This window comes from Sorangium sp. So ce295 (assembly GCF_051527405.1).
Lineage (GTDB): Bacteria > Myxococcota_A > Polyangia > Polyangiales > Polyangiaceae > Sorangium > Sorangium cellulosum_B.
Genome location: NZ_CP150324.1, coordinates 2,426,270 through 2,442,000, shown reverse-complemented (window position 1 = coordinate 2,442,000; position 15,731 = coordinate 2,426,270). Strand labels below are relative to the sequence as shown.

At 73.1% G+C, this 15,731-nt stretch carries 13 protein-coding genes; 5 read left to right on the top strand and 8 right to left on the bottom strand.

Annotated elements, in window-relative coordinates:
- Positions 1-17: 17 nt before the first annotated feature.
- The 5 genes from WMF11_RS09330 to WMF11_RS09310 all read left to right on the top strand — a co-directional run bounded on the left by WMF11_RS09330 (position 18) and on the right by WMF11_RS09310 (position 5,055).
- A complete protein-coding gene (locus WMF11_RS09330; protein ID WP_437977218.1) occupies positions 18-1,004 on the top strand; it encodes a hypothetical protein in 987 nt (328 codons plus the stop codon).
- Between the two features lie 311 nt (positions 1,005-1,315).
- Entirely contained in the window at positions 1,316-2,557 is a 1,242-nt protein-coding gene (locus tag WMF11_RS09325) for a trypsin-like peptidase domain-containing protein (RefSeq protein ID WP_437977217.1), read from the top strand.
- Positions 2,558-2,700: 143 nt separating this feature from the next.
- Positions 2,701-2,973 carry a DNA gyrase inhibitor YacG gene (locus WMF11_RS09320; protein WP_437977216.1) on the top strand — a complete coding sequence of 91 codons (273 nt, stop codon included), beginning with the start codon at positions 2,701-2,703 and terminating at the stop codon, positions 2,971-2,973.
- Positions 2,970-3,848 carry a hypothetical protein gene (locus WMF11_RS09315; protein WP_437977215.1) on the top strand — a complete coding sequence of 293 codons (879 nt, stop codon included), beginning with the start codon at positions 2,970-2,972 and terminating at the stop codon, positions 3,846-3,848. Before WMF11_RS09320 ends, WMF11_RS09315 begins: the two co-directional genes overlap by 4 nt.
- Before the next feature lie 40 nt (positions 3,849-3,888).
- Positions 3,889-5,055 (top strand): PrsW family intramembrane metalloprotease, encoded by a 1,167-nt coding sequence (locus tag WMF11_RS09310; protein WP_437977214.1) that lies wholly within the window; start codon positions 3,889-3,891, stop codon positions 5,053-5,055.
- 142 nt (positions 5,056-5,197) lie between these two features.
- On the opposite strand, the gene dnaJ is transcribed toward WMF11_RS09310, so the two are convergent.
- The 8 genes from dnaJ to murD form a co-directional block, all read right to left on the bottom strand.
- Positions 5,198-6,283: a molecular chaperone DnaJ gene (dnaJ, locus tag WMF11_RS09305; RefSeq protein ID WP_437551142.1), complete on the bottom strand. Its 1,086-nt coding sequence runs from the start codon at positions 6,281-6,283 to the stop codon at positions 5,198-5,200.
- 151 nt (positions 6,284-6,434) lie between these two features.
- Positions 6,435-7,703, bottom strand: coding sequence for a cell division protein FtsZ (gene ftsZ / locus WMF11_RS09300; RefSeq protein ID WP_437298721.1), 1,269 nt, complete (start codon positions 7,701-7,703; stop codon positions 6,435-6,437).
- 245 nt (positions 7,704-7,948) lie between these two features.
- Entirely contained in the window at positions 7,949-9,271 is a 1,323-nt protein-coding gene (ftsA, locus tag WMF11_RS09295) for a cell division protein FtsA (RefSeq protein ID WP_437977213.1), read from the bottom strand.
- Between the two features lie 129 nt (positions 9,272-9,400).
- Positions 9,401-10,420: a cell division protein FtsQ/DivIB gene (locus tag WMF11_RS09290; RefSeq protein WP_437908092.1), complete on the bottom strand. Its 1,020-nt coding sequence runs from the start codon at positions 10,418-10,420 to the stop codon at positions 9,401-9,403.
- Positions 10,417-11,826, bottom strand: coding sequence for a UDP-N-acetylmuramate--L-alanine ligase (gene murC / locus WMF11_RS09285; RefSeq protein ID WP_437977212.1), 1,410 nt, complete (start codon positions 11,824-11,826; stop codon positions 10,417-10,419). Before murC ends, WMF11_RS09290 begins: the two co-directional genes overlap by 4 nt.
- Complete coding sequence (gene murG, locus WMF11_RS09280; protein ID WP_437977211.1) at positions 11,826-13,043, bottom strand: undecaprenyldiphospho-muramoylpentapeptide beta-N-acetylglucosaminyltransferase; 1,218 nt, start codon at positions 13,041-13,043, stop codon at positions 11,826-11,828. Before murG ends, murC begins: the two co-directional genes overlap by 1 nt.
- Entirely contained in the window at positions 13,037-14,362 is a 1,326-nt protein-coding gene (gene ftsW, locus WMF11_RS09275) for a putative lipid II flippase FtsW (RefSeq protein ID WP_437908089.1), read from the bottom strand. The genes murG and ftsW overlap by 7 nt, the downstream gene beginning before the upstream one ends.
- Positions 14,359-15,729, bottom strand: a complete 1,371-nt coding sequence (murD, locus tag WMF11_RS09270) for a UDP-N-acetylmuramoyl-L-alanine--D-glutamate ligase (protein ID WP_437977210.1) — start codon at positions 15,727-15,729, stop codon at positions 14,359-14,361. Before murD ends, ftsW begins: the two co-directional genes overlap by 4 nt.
- Positions 15,730-15,731: the final 2 nt, after the last annotated feature.

Genomic DNA, 15,731 nt, shown 5'->3' with positions numbered 1-15,731 from the left:
GAGCGGGGTGCGAGCCGATGCGCGATCAACGAGCGATGCTGCCGGCGCTCCTCGTATCGGCGCTCGTCCATCTGGGCGCGTGGAGCTCGGCGCGGCTCGGACCGGAGGTGCCCGCCAGCGATCCCGCCGAGCCAGCGGCGGAGCGCGAGCCGATCGATCTCTGGACCGGGCTCACGGCCGCGCTGCCGGGCAGCGGGGGCGCGGCGCGCCCGAGCGACGCTCGCGGCGGGCGCGACGAGACCGGCGAGCGCGGCGAGCCGACGAGCATACCAACGGCGCGCGCTCCGGCCGATGCCAGCCGGCCGACGGCGCCTGCAGAGGCCGGCGGCGAGCCGGCGCCGCCCATGGCGGCCGCGCCGCGCGGCCAGGAAGCGCCTCGGCCGAATGCGACGCCCCGGCCCAAGGCGACGCCCCGGCCCGCAGAGCGACGCCGGGAGCCCGCGGCGAACGGGGAAGCCGGCGCACCGGCGCGCTCCGCCGCCGCGCGGACGAGCGCTGGCGCTGGAGAGGACGGCGAGGGCGACTTCGGGGCGGCCGGCGTCAGCGCTGTGCGCAACCTCGGGCGCGCCTTCACGAGGGCCATTCCGCCCGCGTGCCAGGCGGATCCGATCTGGGCGACGCTCCCGCCCGGAAGCGCGGGGAAGGCGCGCTTCGTGATCGACATCGACGACGCCGGGCACATCGCGACGTGGCGTCCGGAGCCCGGCGGGGAAGAGCCCGCGCGACACCTGAGCAACCTGGCGAAGCGGACGATCGCGCTGCTCGGCGGCGGGACGTTTGCAGTGGCGCGGGGCGCCGTGACGGCAGGGAAGCAGACGCTGGAGGTGAGCGCCGTCGTCCGCGTCGGCGAAGGCGCGGGAGAGACAGGCGCTCCTGCCGATCTGGCGTGGCGCTTCGAAGGCGGGCGCGGCAAGGCGTCGTTCGTCCAGCCCGGCGGTCGCCTGGTGGAGGTCGTCGTCCAGGTGGTGCGCACGGAGGCCGCGCGAGGCGCGCCTCCTGGCTGAGCGGCCAGCGGGCCGCGCGTGCGCCGCCTCGTCCGGCCCACGGAGCAGCTCGGCCGCGGCGCGGAGCGCTTTCCAGCGGCCGGTCCTTGCGCGCTTGCGGTCGCGCCTCGAGGCTCTACGTCCGGCCCGTGGGACGGCTCCGCGCTGCCGCATGGGCGTGTGTCGGGTTCCTCGGGACCGCACCGCTCGCTGCCTGCGACGACCGGGCAGCCGCGCTCTCGCCCCCTCCATCGCTCCGCGGCGTGGCGAGCGTGCCGTGCTCGGTCCTGCGCGCGGAATCGCCGCCCGAGCCGTCAGCGGCCCGCGGTGCGATGACCCTGCCTGCGCTGATCGAGCACGTGCGGCCGGTGGTGGTGACCATCACTACCCTGCGCGCGCCCTCGTTTCCAGACGGGCGCGCGGGCCCGGCGCTCCCGTTCGAGGGCCGTGTGCAGCGGGTGGAGCGGGCGATCGGATCCGGGTTCGTGATCGCCGAAGAGGGGCTCGTGCTGACGAGCGATCACGTGATCGGCGACGCGTTCGGCATCGAGGTGCAGCTCTCGGACGAGCGCGCCTTCGAGGCGACCGTGGTCGGGCGGGATCCGACGCTCGACGTGGCGCTGTTGAAGCTGGTCGGAGCGGGGTCGCTGCGGGTCGCCTCCCTCGGATCGAGCGCGCCGGTCCGGCCTGGCGACGGCGTCATCGTGATCGGGAGCCCGTTCGGGCTCGGACCGACCGTGACCCGGGGCATCATCAGCGCGACGTCGAGGCCCATGGGCACGGGGAGCCTCGACGGCTTCCTCCAGACCGACGCCGCCATCAACCCGGGAAACAGCGGCGGGCCGCTCTTCGACGCCACGGGGCAGGTGATCGGCATCGCGACGGCGATCCACGCCGATGGCCGCGGCATCAGCTTCGCCCTGCCGATCGACGAGGTGCTCGAGATCCTGCCCGAGCTGCGGGAGACGGGCCGCGTGGACCGAGGGCGCATCGGGATCAGCTTCCAGGAGGTGACCTCGCAGCTCGCGCGGGTGCTCCGGCTGCCAGGGCGGATGGGCGCGCTGATCACGGAGGTCGAGCCGGAGGGCCCCGGAGCGCGGCTGGGCGTCAGGCCGGGCGACGTGATCACGTCGGTCGAGGGGCGCCGCGTCGAGCACGCGCGCGAGCTCGCGCGCATGCTCCGGCGAGCCAAGCCAGGAGACGAGGTGGAGCTGATCTACAAGCGCGACGGCGCGGACCGGCGCGCGACGATGAAGCTCGATCCCTCGGCCCCCCACGAGCCGTCGTCGAGCTGGCGCGCGCTGGAGGATCGCGCGCCGAGGGGCGCCGAGCAGCCGCCGTTCGGCGTGCTGGCGAGCGACGCCCTGGGAGGAGCGCGCATCGAGTCGATCGCGCCTCGGAGCCCTGCGGCTGGCCGCCTGGAGGTGGGCGACGTGGTGCTCGACCTGAACGGCGCGCCGGTGCGGGGCGGCGCCGACCTGACCGCGCGCCTCGGCGCGGCGGCACACCAGGATCTCCTGTTGCGGGTACGGCGCCACGGGGCGCCCCGCTACCTCGCGGTCCCGGCGCGCTGAGCGGGCGTCGGTCCAGCGCGCTGAGCGCGGGCGACACACTCACCGAGCGCTGGCCACACGCCCGCCGAGCGCGGGCCACAGGCTGGAGAGCGCGGGCCACATGCCGGAGAGCGCGGGCCCACGGCTCACCGAGCGCGGGCTACATGCCCGCAATGGACGCTGCTACGTTACGCCGCATGGGAGCTTTGGCAGGCGCGAGGTGCCCGATTTGCCGCAAGTCGGCGGGGCCCAGGCCCGAGAACCCGGTCTTTCCGTTCTGCTCGCCCCAGTGCAAGCTGGTGGACCTCGGCCGTTGGCTCGACGGTGGCTACCGGGTGCCTGGCCCGCCCGTTTCATCCACAGGGGACGCCGAGATCCTGGAATCAAAGGGACGAACCGACGGGCTCGACGGGAACATCCAGGAAGAGGACGAATGATCGCTCGTCGCGCGCTTTGCCTGCTCACCGTTCTCACGTCGGCCTCCATGACGTCCGCGGCCCTGGCACAGCAGGGGCAGCCGCTCCCGGGGACCTCGCCGAGCGTCGGCGCCAGCGCCGCCTCGCCCTCCGGCGCCGCGGCCGCGCAGCCGAACCCGTACGATCCATCGATGCAGGCCGGAGGCCTGGCGCCGCCCCCTCCGATGACCACGCCCGAGCCGGAGCCCGCCGCCCCCGACGGCACAGAGCAGCGCCTCGACGAGGCCAAGGAGCGGGACTCGGGGCGCGGCCTCGAGATCGTCTGGCTGAACGTCGAGGGAGGCTACGAGAACGTCGGCCTCCAGACGTTCAACATCGACGAGGACGACTTCACGGCCGGGTTCGTTTCGAGCGCGGCCAACGGGGGCGTCATCGGCGCGGGGGCCGGCGTCAGGCTCCTGTACTTCACGCTGGGCGCCCGCGGACGGGTCGGGTTCTTCAGCGACTGGCAGCTCTTCACGCTGGGCGGCGAGGTCGGCATGCACCTGCCGCTCGGGAAGCTTGACCCGCACGTCGACCTGGGCTTCGGCTATGCCGGCCTCGGCAGCGTCAAGAGCGCGGTGAGCGGCGCGGCCGACGCCATCGCGATCCGCGGCTTCTACGGAAGGGTCTCCGGTGGGCTCGACCTCTACCTGTCGCCGGTCTTCTCGATCGGCGCGAACGCGAGCTGGGAGCTCCTGGCGCTGACCAGGCCGGGGCTCTCCGCGGCCGCGATCGAGGGGATCAAGGGCGGAGCCGCCGCGCCCCAGCAAGCCAAGGCCGATCTGCTCGCGGCCGAGGGCTCCAGCGTGGGCTCGGCGCTCGCCCTGACCGCGGTCGCCGGGCTCCACTTCTAGCCGCAGCGAAGCCAGCCCCGCCGCCCCGCCCCTCGCCCTCATGAACGCCGCCGCCGCGCTCCTCTGGCTCGCCACCGTCGCAGCGCCGCTCGGAGGGATGGCCGCGCTCCTCATCTGGTCGCAGCGCCTCTATGGCAGGCGCCGGTTCGCGGTGGGGACGGCGCTGCTCGGCGCGCTCGCGTTCGTGCCCGCGCTGCTCATCGAGACGTTCCTCCAGCGCTGGCAAGGCCTCGACAAGTCCGCCAGCGCGCTCGACGCCGTCACGCTCGTCTACATCTTCGTGGTCACGGCGCCGCTGGAGCAGGGCCTCAAGGTGGCGGCCGTCGCGCCGATCGCGCGGCTGCGCGCGGTGGAGGAGCCGTTCGATGGGCTCGTGTACGCGGCCGCCGCGGCGCTCGGGTTCGTGTCGGCCCACAACGCCGTGTACCTGTGGGGCCGGCCGCTGGAGCCGCTCGACATCGCGCGGGCCCTCCTCGCCGTGCCGGCGCACATCTTCTTCGCCTCGCTCTGGGGCTACGCGCTGGGCCGCGAGCGCACGCGGCCGCTGGGCGGCCGTCGCTTCAACGCCGCGTGGCTCGGCGCGATGGTGCTCAACGGCGCCTACGACTACATCGTCTTTGCGTGCCGCCCGGTCGCGCTCGTCATCGCGGCGCCGGTGCTCCTCGGCACCGGCCTCGTGACCTTCCTCGCCGCCCGCGACCTGCTCCGCCGAGGCGCGTCGCCGCACAGCTCGCAGCGCAGGGAGCGCCGCTTCCTTCCGCGCATCGCTCCGCCGTCGCTCGGAACGTTGCGGGAGGCGCTCAGGCGCACCGAACGACCGGTGACGCTCACGTGGATCGCCTTCGGCGCGCTCGTCACGGTCGGGGTGATGACGACCGCGCTCGCGATCGCGATCGCGCTCGGCCATCGCTTCGGCGTCGACTTCGCGGCGGTGGACCGGGGCGACGCCTCGACCGCCGCGGCGGCGCCGCTCCTCTTGCTCGTCGCAGCGGCGATCGCCGCCTTTCCGTTGGCTGGTTATCTGGTCGCCCGGGCCTCGTCGACGGGCAGCGTCCTGGAGCCGGCCGCCTCGGCGGCGCTCGCCATCCTGGGCTCTCTGGTGCTGCTCGGCCTCGCGGCCCCGGTCGCCGTCGTGTTCGCGGCCGCGCTCGCCCCCATCGCCTTCAGCCTCGCGTGCGCGGGCGCCTGGATCGGCACGACGCGCTGAGCGCGGCGCACGCTCGCGCCTGGCGCCAGAAATCCTGCCAGTTCGCCGGGCGCCGCGACGAGCCTGCGCGATCGCGACCTCGTCTCCGCAGCGCCGCCCCGCGCCGCCGCAGCGCTGGCCGGAGCTCGTGCGACCAGCAGACCTACGCGGTCGCCGCCTTCGCCGCCGGCGGGTGCTTGGCTACCTCGTCCTGGAACCTGCGCAGCAGCTCCTGCGCTGCGGGCGACAGGTTCCGCGGCACCTCGACCTGGATGACCACCTGGAGCGCTCCGCGGCCGCGACCGTCGATCCGGGGCGCGCCCTTGCCCTTGACCGAGATCACCTCGCCGGGCTGCACGCCCGCCGGGACCTCGACGTCGACGACCGTGTCGTCCGGCAGGTCGATCTTGACCGTGCTGCCGAGAGCCGCATCGGCGAAGGAGATGGGCGCCCGCGTGATGAGGTCGAGCCCGTCGCGCTCGAAGCGCTCGTCCGCGGCGAGATCGACGTCGACGTACAGATCGCCGGGCGGCGCGCCCTGGGCGCCCGGCATGCCCTGGCCCGGCACCCTGAGCCGCTGGCCGCCGTCGATGCCGGCCGGGAAATTGACGACGACCTTCCGCGTCTTCTCGACCGCCCCGAACCCCTTGCAGGTGGCGCACGGCGTCTTGATGACCGACCCCTCGCCCGAGCATTCAGGGCACGTCTGGGTGAACATCACGAACCCGCGCGAGGTCGAGACCTGCCCGGCGCCGCCGCACGTGCCGCACGGCTTGCGTTTCGTCCCTGGCTTCGCCCCCGAGCCGGAGCAGTCGTCGCACGCCACCGGCGTCCGCAGGACGACTTCCCGCTTGCAGCCGAGCAAGGCGTCCCGCAGCGAGAGCCGCTGCTGAACCCGGATGTCCTGGCCGCGCGCGGGCCCGCGCCGCCGGCGCTGCCCGCCGCCGAAGCCGCCGAAGAACTCCGAGAAGATGTCCTGGAAGTGGGAGAAGATGTCGCCGTCGGCTGCGCCGCCGATCCCCTCGAGGCCGGCGTGCCCGAACTGGTCGTACCGCCTGCGCTTCTCCTCATCGGAGAGGACCTGGTACGCCTCGGTGGCCTCTTTGAAGCGGGCCTCCGCCGACGCATCACCGGGGTTCCGGTCCGGGTGGTTCTTCAACGCAGCCTGACGATAGGCCTTGCGAATGTCGTCAGGCGTCGCGTCTCGCGCGAGGCCAAGAACTTCGTAGAAGTCGCGCTTTTCACTCATGAATCGTGGACCGCCGCGTCGATCCTGCCCGACAGCGGGCACAGGCGCCGGCTGACCATAAGTCGTCGTGCGCGCCTGTCAACGCGTAATACAGCGTGAACGCCCGCAGTGGCTGAGCACCGGGACTTCTTCCGTGCGGGCTGCGGCGCTGCTACTGGCCCCGGCGCTGGAACGCGGGCGTGTCCCAGTCGGAGTCGAGCGGAGGGACGAAGCTCGCGCGGTCGCGCGGGCTGCCGCCTGCCGCCTGGACCTGCGGCGCGGGCCGGCGGGTGGTCGGATACGCGACCTCCTCGTGCCGGTGCGGCTGGCGCTGCGTCATGGGCATCGGAGGAGCGCTCGGGGCGGAGCGGCCCGACATCGGCCCGGCCGCCGCGGCCAGCGACGCTCCGATGGAGTGCGCGGTGGCGCGAGGCTGCGCGGCGCTCGCGAGCTGCTGCGGGACCTCGGCGACGAGGTGGTCGAAGCCGGTCGCGATGACCGTGACCTTGATCATCTCGCCCATGTTCTCGTCGATCGTCGCGCCGAAGATGATGTTCGCGTCCTCGTGCGCCTGCTCCTGCACGAGCGTCGCGGCCTCCTCGATCTCGCGCATCCGCATGTCGGGGCCGCCGACGATGTTGATGAGCACGCCGGTCGCGCCCTCGACCGAGATGTCGTCGAGCAGCGGCGAGCTGACGGCCATCTCGGCGGCGAGGCGAGCGCGGCCCTGCCCCTTCGCGCAGCCGGTGCCCATGAGCGCGCGGCCCATGTTCGACATCACCGTCTTCACGTCCGCGAAGTCGACGTTCACGATCCCGTTCTGCGTGATGAGATCGCTGATGCCCTTGATCGCCTGATAGAGCACCTCGTCCGCCTTGCGGAACGCCTCGACGAACGAGAGGTCCTCGTCGCCCAGCGAGAGGAGCTTCTGGTTCGGGATCGTGATGAGCGTGTCGACGTGCTCCGCGAGCATCGCGAGGCCGAGCTCGGCGCGGCGCGAGCGCTGCTTGCCCTCGAAGAAGAACGGCTTCGTCACGACGCCGACGGTGAGGCAGCCCTCCTCGCGCGCGAGCTGCGCGATGACCGGCGCGGCGCCCGTGCCCGTGCCGCCGCCCATCCCCGCAGTGACGAAGACCATGTCCGCGCCCTGGAGGCACTCCTTCACCCGCGTCACGTCCTCGAGCGCCGCCTTGCGGCCCTTCTCGGGATCGGCGCCCGCGCCCAGACCGCGCGTGACGCTCGCTCCGATGTGGAGCTTGGTCGGCGCGAGGCTCGATCCGAGCGCCTGGGCGTCCGTGTTGACGACGATGAACTCCACGCCCTCGAGGCCGAAGTTGATCATCGTGTTGACTGCATTGCCGCCAGAACCGCCACAACCGATGACCTTGATCCGGGCGTCGTACCCGGTGTGCTCGTCGGCAAACTCGATGGAGAAACTCATGAACTCCTCCCGGGGAAGTACAGCTAGCCGCTCGGCCCGGCGCCGACCCCTACGGAGGTCGAGCGGCGCGGAACCCTCAGTGCGCGAGGACGTCCTCGCTCCGGACGGCATTCGGAGGGGCGCCTCTTCCCCTTCGAACACCGCGCTTCAAACCCTCTTGACTTCAAATTCAAGAGGGATCGCCAGTGCGTTATCGGACCCTCTCAAACCCAATTCTCTAACAACTTTCTCTTGCCACGTCATGCCTAGAATGCTGCTCGAAGCCAGTTCCAGAACCTCCCGCTCGACCTCTTTTCAATCGTCATTTCTTCGACGACATCACGACGCGACTCGCGCTCGCGGAGCTTCTCGCGACGGATCTCCGCGCGCCCGGCGTGGCCGGCGTCGAGCGTCACCGGCGTGAGCGCGCGCGCCTGCGCGAGTGCGTTGGCGCCGTACTGAACGAGGCCCACGCCCGTCGCGTACTGCGGGCCGGCCACCAGCTGCGTGATGCCTCGCACGCCGACCGGCACGCCGAGGCGCACGGGCATCCCGAGGATCTCCTCGGCGAACTCTGTCATCCCTTCCATGAGGACGCCGCCGCCGGTGACCACCGCGCCGGCCGAGAGCTGCTCGAGCATCCCGGTGTCCTCGATCCGCTTGCGGATGACCGCGAAGATCTCCTCGACGCGCGGCTCGATGATGTCCGACAGGACGCGGCGCGCCGCCTTGCGCGGCAGGTGCCCGCCGACGCCGGGGACCTCGATCTCCTCCTCGTCGCCCACCATCCGGCCCAGGGCGCAGCCGGCGTTGCGCTTCAGGCGCTCGGCCTCGCCCATGGGCGTGCGCAGCCCGGCGGCGATGTCGGCCGTCACGTTGTTGCCGCCCGCCGGGATCACGCTGGCATGCGCGATTCCGCCGTCCACGTAGAGGAGCAGGTCCGTCGTACCGCCGCCGATGTCGATGATGGCGACGCCGATCTCCTTCTCGTCCTCGGAGAGCACCGCCTCGGCGCTGGCGAGCGGCTCGAGCACCACGTCGGCGACGGTGAGGCCGCAGCGCTCCGCGCAGCGGACGACGTTCTGCACGCACGAGGTCGCGGCGGTGATCAGGTTCACCTTCACGCCGAGCCGGACGCCGCTCATCCCGACCGGGTCGCGGATGCCGTCCTGGTTGTCGACCGTGAACTCGCGCGGCAGGACGTGCAGGATCTGACGATCGGCGTCGACAGGGATGGCCCGCGCGCCCTCGAGGACGCGCTCGACGTCCAGCCGCGTGACCTCGCCGCCGGAGACCGCGGCGACGCCGTCGGACTGCTGGCAGCGGATGTGGCTGCCCGCGACGCCGGCATACACGGTGCGGATCTCGACGCCCGCCATCGTCTGGGCGGCCTCGATCGCCTCGGCGATCGAGCGCACCGTCCAGTCGATGTTGCTCACCACGCCCTTCCGCAGGCCGCGGCACGGGACGTTGCCCACCCCGAGGATGGTGATCCCATCAGCGTCGATCTCGCCAACGACCGCCGAGACCTTGGTCGTCCCGATGTCGAGTCCGACGACGATCTCAGTAGTCTCCATCCGGCTCTTCATTGCGTGCACCACCTCATGCGGGGACGAGCCCCATGCGCGTGTAAGGCGGGCACGACGCTGCCATGAGCCAGCAGCACCGGCCAAGTTTTGCTCGGCGATCGCCGGCGCGGAGAGCGAGCCCGACGGCGCTCATCTCATCCTCACCACGACGCGCTCGGGGTGCGCGTCGTTGTCGAGGAAGATCACCGACGCGTTCGCCTTTCGCTGGGCGAGCTCGGTGAGCACCCGCGACGCCTGGGCGACCTTGTCCCGGTAGGGCGGCTGCCCGAGGTGGAGCGAGATCGCCTCCTTTCCGATAGTGACGACGATCGACCCGTCCCGCTCGACGTGGAGCTCCTGGGTCGGATAACGGCGCGCGACGCCGGCGCGCTCCAGGTCCTCGACCACGTCGAGCAGGCGCCGGACCGCGATGACGACGCCGGGGCGATCCCGCGCCACCTGTTCGCCGGTGATCCCCGTGACGATCGGGAGGTCGACGGGGTCGTCCCCGGCGAGCTCCTTGAAGAGCTCGCCGTCGCGCGTCGCGAGGTAGAGATCGCCGCCGATGGCGACGAGGGCCTGCGCCTCCCGCTCGACGACATCGACGTGGATCGTCGAGGGGAGCCTGCGCGTGACCGTCGCCTTCTCGATCCAGGGGTCGGTGGCGATCGAGGCGCCGGCGAGCTCGAGATCGAGCGTGAAGATGTTCTTGCCCACCTCGATGCCGCCGGAGCTGGCCACCTGCTCAGCGGTCCGGCGCTGGACACCGTCGACGAGCACCGTGCGCACGGCGAAGCGAGGGCTCGACACGATGTAGCGGCGCGCGCCCCACGCGACGGCGGTCGAGGCGACGAGCACGACGGCGGCGCCCGCGAGCAGCTGCAGGGCGCGGAGGTGGCGCGCGATCGGACGCCGAGGGCGCGCCGCGGGGGGCGCGCCGTCCTTCGCCGGCGGGCGCGGCGGGCGCACGGAGACGCTCGTCGCGGGCGGGGCCGGCGACTCGTGCGACGGCGGGGTCGACGCGCGCACGCGCTCGTTCTTCGGCGGCACCGCCGCCACGGGCTCGGGCTTCGAGCCGCGCGCGGCGGCCGCCCGGACCGACGGCGCCGCGGGCACCGACGGCAGCGAGCGGCGGCGGTTTGGCGGGGGCGCGCTGGGACGCTCGGTCATGAGCTGCCCTCCTGCGGCGGCGACTTCGCCTCGAGCCGCGCCTTGAGCCCCCGCACGCACGCGTTCACGTCGCCCGCGCCGAGCGCGATGACCACGTCGCCGGGCCGGGCGATCTTCTCGATGGCCTCCGGGAGCTCGGCCTTGTCGGCGATGAAGCGCGCGTCGTGATGGCCGTGCTCCCGGATCGACTGGACGAGGCGCTCCGCGGTGACGCCCGGGATCGGCGGCTCGCCCGCGGCGTAGATGTCCGTGACGAGCAGGACGTCGGCCTGGTTGAAGGCGCGCGTGAACTCGTCGAAGAGATCGCGCGTGCGGGTGTGCCGGTGCGGCTGGAAGGCCACGACGACGCGGTGATCCTCGCCGGGGAACGCCCGGCGTGCCGCGTCGATGGTGGCGCGAATCTCGGCCGGGTGGTGGCCGTAGTCGTCGATCATCGTGACGCCGCCGACCGACCCGACGACGGTGAAGCGGCGAGCGACGCCGCCGAACGTGGCCAGCGCCTGCTTGGTGACGTCGAGCGGCACCTCGAGCTCGTCCGCGACCGCGATCGTCGCGAGGCAATTGAGGACGTTGTGCGCGCCCGGCATCTTCACCGTGAAGCCGCCGAGCGGCTCCCCCCGGCGGTACGCGTTGAAGCTCGTCTCGAGGCCGCGGAACTGGATGCCGCGCGCCGAGTAGTCCGACTGCGGCGAGACGCCGTACGTGACGTGGCGGCGCGGGATGCGCGGGAGCAGATCCTGGACGTGCGGGTGGTCGAGGCAGAGCACGGCGAGCCCGTAGAAGGGGACGCGCGCGGCGAACTCGACGAAGGCGTCCTTGATGCGCTCGTGCGTGCCGTAGTGATCGAGGTGCTCGGGGTCGATGTTGGTGACCACCGCGATCGTCGGGGTGAGCCGCAGGAACGATCCGTCGCTCTCGTCGGCCTCGGCGACGAGCAGGTCACCGGCGCCGAGCCGCGCGTTCGTGCCGAGCGCCGCCATCTTGCCGCCGACGACGACGGTGGGATCGAGGCCGGCGGCGCGCAGGACCGTGGCGACCAGGGAGGTCGTGGTGGTCTTGCCGTGCGAGCCCGCGATCGCGACGCCGTACTTCACGCGCATCAGCTCGGCGAGCATCTCCGCGCGCCCGATCACCGGGGTGCCGAGCGCGCGCGCCTCGGTGAGCTCGGGGTTCTCGGGGCGGATGGCGCTCGAGTAGACGACGACATCGACGCCGCGGACGTTCTCGGCGCGGTGGCCGATGTCGATCCGGACGCCGAGCGACGTGAGCCGCCGCGTCGTCGAGCTCTCCTTGAGATCCGAGCCGGAGACCTCGAACTCGAGCGAGCGCAGGATCTCGGCGAGGCCGCTCATCCCGACGCCCCCGATGCCGACGAAATGGACGTGGCGAACGCGACCGCGGAACATCAGCCTGCCTCCTCCCAGCCGAGGCCAGCGCCGAGCGGCGTGGCCTGGTTCGTCACGGCGCTGCGCTGCGCCTCGCCAGCGCGCGCCGCGCGCCCTCCGAGGGTGGGGAAGCGCAGCGCGCGGTGGCGCGGAGCCCGCGCGAGCTCGAGCAGATCGGCGGCGACGCGCGCCGCGGCGTCCCGCGTGGCGAAGGCCGCCGCCGCGTCCGCCATACGGGCGCGGAGCGCCGGCGCGGCCGCGAGCCGGGCGATCTCGTCGGCGAGGCGCAGCTCGGTGGCGTCGCCCTGGGCGATCGCGACCGCGGCGGAGGCCCGCTCGAGGGACTGCGCGTTCCTCAGCTGGTGGTTGTCGGCCGCGAACGGGTACGGAATCAGGATTGAAGGGCGCCCGACAGCGCAGAGCTCGGCGAGCGTCGACGCGCCCGCGCGGGCGATCACGACGTCGGCCGCGGCGAGCGCCTCCGCCACGTCGTCGATGAACGGGACGACGCGCGCGCGCCCTGCCAGGCCGAGCTCGGCGTAGAGCGACCGGACCGCGGCCTCGCGATCCCTGCCCGTCTGGTGCACCACCTCGAGGTCGACGCCGCGCTCGCGGCCTCGCGCGATCGCGCGGGGGACGACGTCGTTCAGCGCCAGCGCGCCCTGGCTGCCGCCGAGGACCAGCAGGCGGAGCGCGCCTTCGCGCGGCGCGTACGGGGCGCGGGCGAAGGCGCGCCGGAGGGGGACGCCGAAGAGGCGCACGGTGCTCGGGCGCAGCGCGCGCGCCGTCTCCGGGAAGGCGACGTACGCGCGATCGACGATGGGCGCGAGCAGCCGGTTCGACAGCCCGAGGACGCTGTTCGGCTCCAGGATCGCGACCGGGACGCCGAGCGAGCGGGCCGCGAGCGAGACCGGTCCGCCGGCGTACCCGCCGAGCGAGAGCGCCACGCGGGCGTCGAGCCGCTCGACGAGCCGCCTCGCCTCCGGGAGGACGCTGCCCGCGCGGGCAGCGCCGCGCACGAAGCCGGAGAGGCCGCCCCCGCGGAGCGGCAGGACGTTGAGCAGCTCGAGGTCGTCGCCGCGCTCGCCCATCACGCGCACCTCGATGCCGCGCGCGGTGCCGACGTAGACGACGCGCGCTTCTTCGTCGCGCGCCGCGGCGCGGACGGCGTCGCCCACGGCGATCATCGGGAAGACGTGGCCGCCGGTGCCGCCTCCGGCGATGAGCACGGTCACCATGCGCCGCCCTCCTCGGCCGACGCGGCGACCACGGCCGACGCGCTCGGCGCGTGCGGGACGGGCGAAGCGCCCGCCTCGCCGCGCCTCTCGGGGGCCACGACGGTCCGCGATCGGCTGATGCTGAGCAGGATGCCCGCGGCCGCGGCGTTCACGAGCAACGAGGAGCCGCCATAGCTGAGGAACGGCAGCGTGAGCCCCTTCGTGGGGAGGATCGCCATCGCGACGGCGAGGTTCGTCATCGCCTGCACCCCGAAGAGCGTCGCGATGCCGAACGCCATGAAGCTGCCGTAGTCGTCGGCCGCCTCGAGGGCGATCTTCACGCCCCGCGAGACGATGACGAGGTAGGCCGCGCACAGGCCGAGGATGCCGACGAAGCCGAGCTCTTCGCCGACGATCGCGGACACGAAATCGGTGTGCGCCTCCGGCAGGTAGAGCACCTGCAGCCCTCGCCCGAGGCCGAGGCCGAAGAGCCCGCCCGAGCCGAAGCTCATGACCGACTGGAACGGCTGGTAGGCGAGGTCCGCGCGGTTGTTGTCCATGTCGATCCACGCGAGGTAGCGCGCGTAGCGGTACCCGCTGAAGCGAACGAGCGCGGCGCCGGCGAACGCCAGCAGCATGGAGAACGCGGCGATGTACGGGACGCGCGCGCCCGCCACGAACAGCAGCGTGAAGGTCAGGAAGAGCAGCACGACCGCGCTGCCGAAGTCGGGCTGCTTGAGGCAGAGGAGCATCAAGAGCCCGACGACGAGGAGGTGCGGGAGGAAGCCGACGGAGAACGACTTGATGCGCTCGGCCTTCTTTGACAGCGAATAGGCGAGCCAGAGCACGATCCCGAGCTTCGCCACCTCGGCCGGCTGCACGTGGACAGGGCCGAGCGAGATCCAGCGGTAGGCGTTGCCGGCCTTGTGGCCGAGCCCCGCCACGCAGGCGACGAGCATCCCGGTGACGGTGATGAGCACCGGGTACGTGAGGACCTTGAGCCGGCGGTGATCGATGCGGCTCGTGATCCACATCGTGGCGATCGAGAGGACCGCGTAGACCGCCTGACGCTTGAGGAAGAACTGCGCGTCCTTGTAGCGGACCGTCGCCTCCACGGCGCTCGCGCTGTAGACCATCACCACGCCGAAGCCGATGAGCGCCGTGACGACCGCCGCGAGGAGGGCGTCGACCGGCCCCGACGGGCTCGATCGCACCTTCCAGAAGGCCTCGGCGGCCGCCGCGATCCCGCCCGGCGCCGCCTTCTCCTGGTCCGGGGGACCGACGTGCCGGTTCTTGGGTGCGTCGGCGCGCGCGCCGAACGCGCTGCTCCACGACGTCACGACGCCACCTCCCCTGCGGCCCCGCCGGAAGCTCCCTGGAGCTCGCGGACCGCGCGGACGAAGGCGTCGCCGCGGTCCTTGTAGTCGCGGAACATATCGAAGCTGGAGCACGCGGGGCTGAGCAGCACCGCGTCGCCCGGCCGGGCGAGGGAGCGCGCGGCGAGGACCGCCTCCGCCATCGAGCCCGCCCGCGCGATCGGCAGGACGCCGGCGGCCGCGGCGGCGATGCGGTCCGCGGCCTCGCCGAGGACGACGAGGGCGCGCCCCCGCTCGCGCAGCGCGGACACGAGCGGGGCGTAGTCGCCGAGCTTGTCGCGCCCGCCCGCGATCAGGACGGCCTTCGCCTCGAGCAGGCCGGAGAGCGCGGCGACGGAGGCGCCGACGTTGGTCCCCTTCGAGTCGTCGTAATAGCGGACCCCGTCGACGTCAGCGACGAGCGCGGTCCGGTGCGCGAGCCCCTCGAAGCTCGAGAGCGCGTCGCCGATCGCCGCCGCGGGGGCGCCGAGCGCGGCGGCGAGCGCGACGGAGGCGCAGGCGTTCGCGAGGTTGTGCGCGCCCGCGAGCCGCACGCGATCCAGCGGGTAGCGGGCGCCGGCGACGCGATCGACGATCGCGCCCCCCGCGGCGCTCACGTCCGCGCCGGCGTCGCGCGCGCTGAACGTCACGACGCGGGCGCGCCCGCGCGCCGCCTGTCGGGCGACGAGCTCGTCGCCGAAGGGGACGACCGCGACGTCGTCGGGCGTCATGCGCTCGAACGGGTTGCCCTTCGCGTCGGCGTACGCCGCGAAGCTCGCGTAGCGATCGAGGTGATCGTCCGTGATGTTCAGCAGCGCGTGGGCGCGCGCGTGCAGCGTCGGCACGCGCTCCGCCTGGAAGCTCGAGATCTCGAGGACGAGCACGTCCCACGTCTGGTCGACGACCTCGGCGAGGGGGGTCCCGAAGTTGCCGCCGACGAACGTGCGGAGACCGGCCCGATCGAGCATCGCGCCCGTGAGCGCCGTCGTCGTGCTCTTGCCGTTGGTCCCGCCGATGAGCGCGACGGGCGCCGACACGAAGCGCGACGCGAGCTCGAGCTCGCCGATGACCTCGCGCCCGGAGCGAGCGACGGCGTCGAGCGCGGGGAACGACGGCACGCCCGGCGACACGACCACGAGGTCGGCGCCGTCGAACAGCGCCGGATCGTGCCCTCCCGGCGCGAGGACGACGCCCTCGCCCTCGAGGGCCACGGCCGCGGCGGAGAGCCGCTCGCGCGGCGCGCCGTCGTTCGCGATCACGCGCGCGGCGCGCGCGTTCAGGAGGCGCGCGGCCGCGACGCCGCTCCGGCCGAGACCCACGACGATCACTGTTCGCCCGCGGACGTCCATCATGC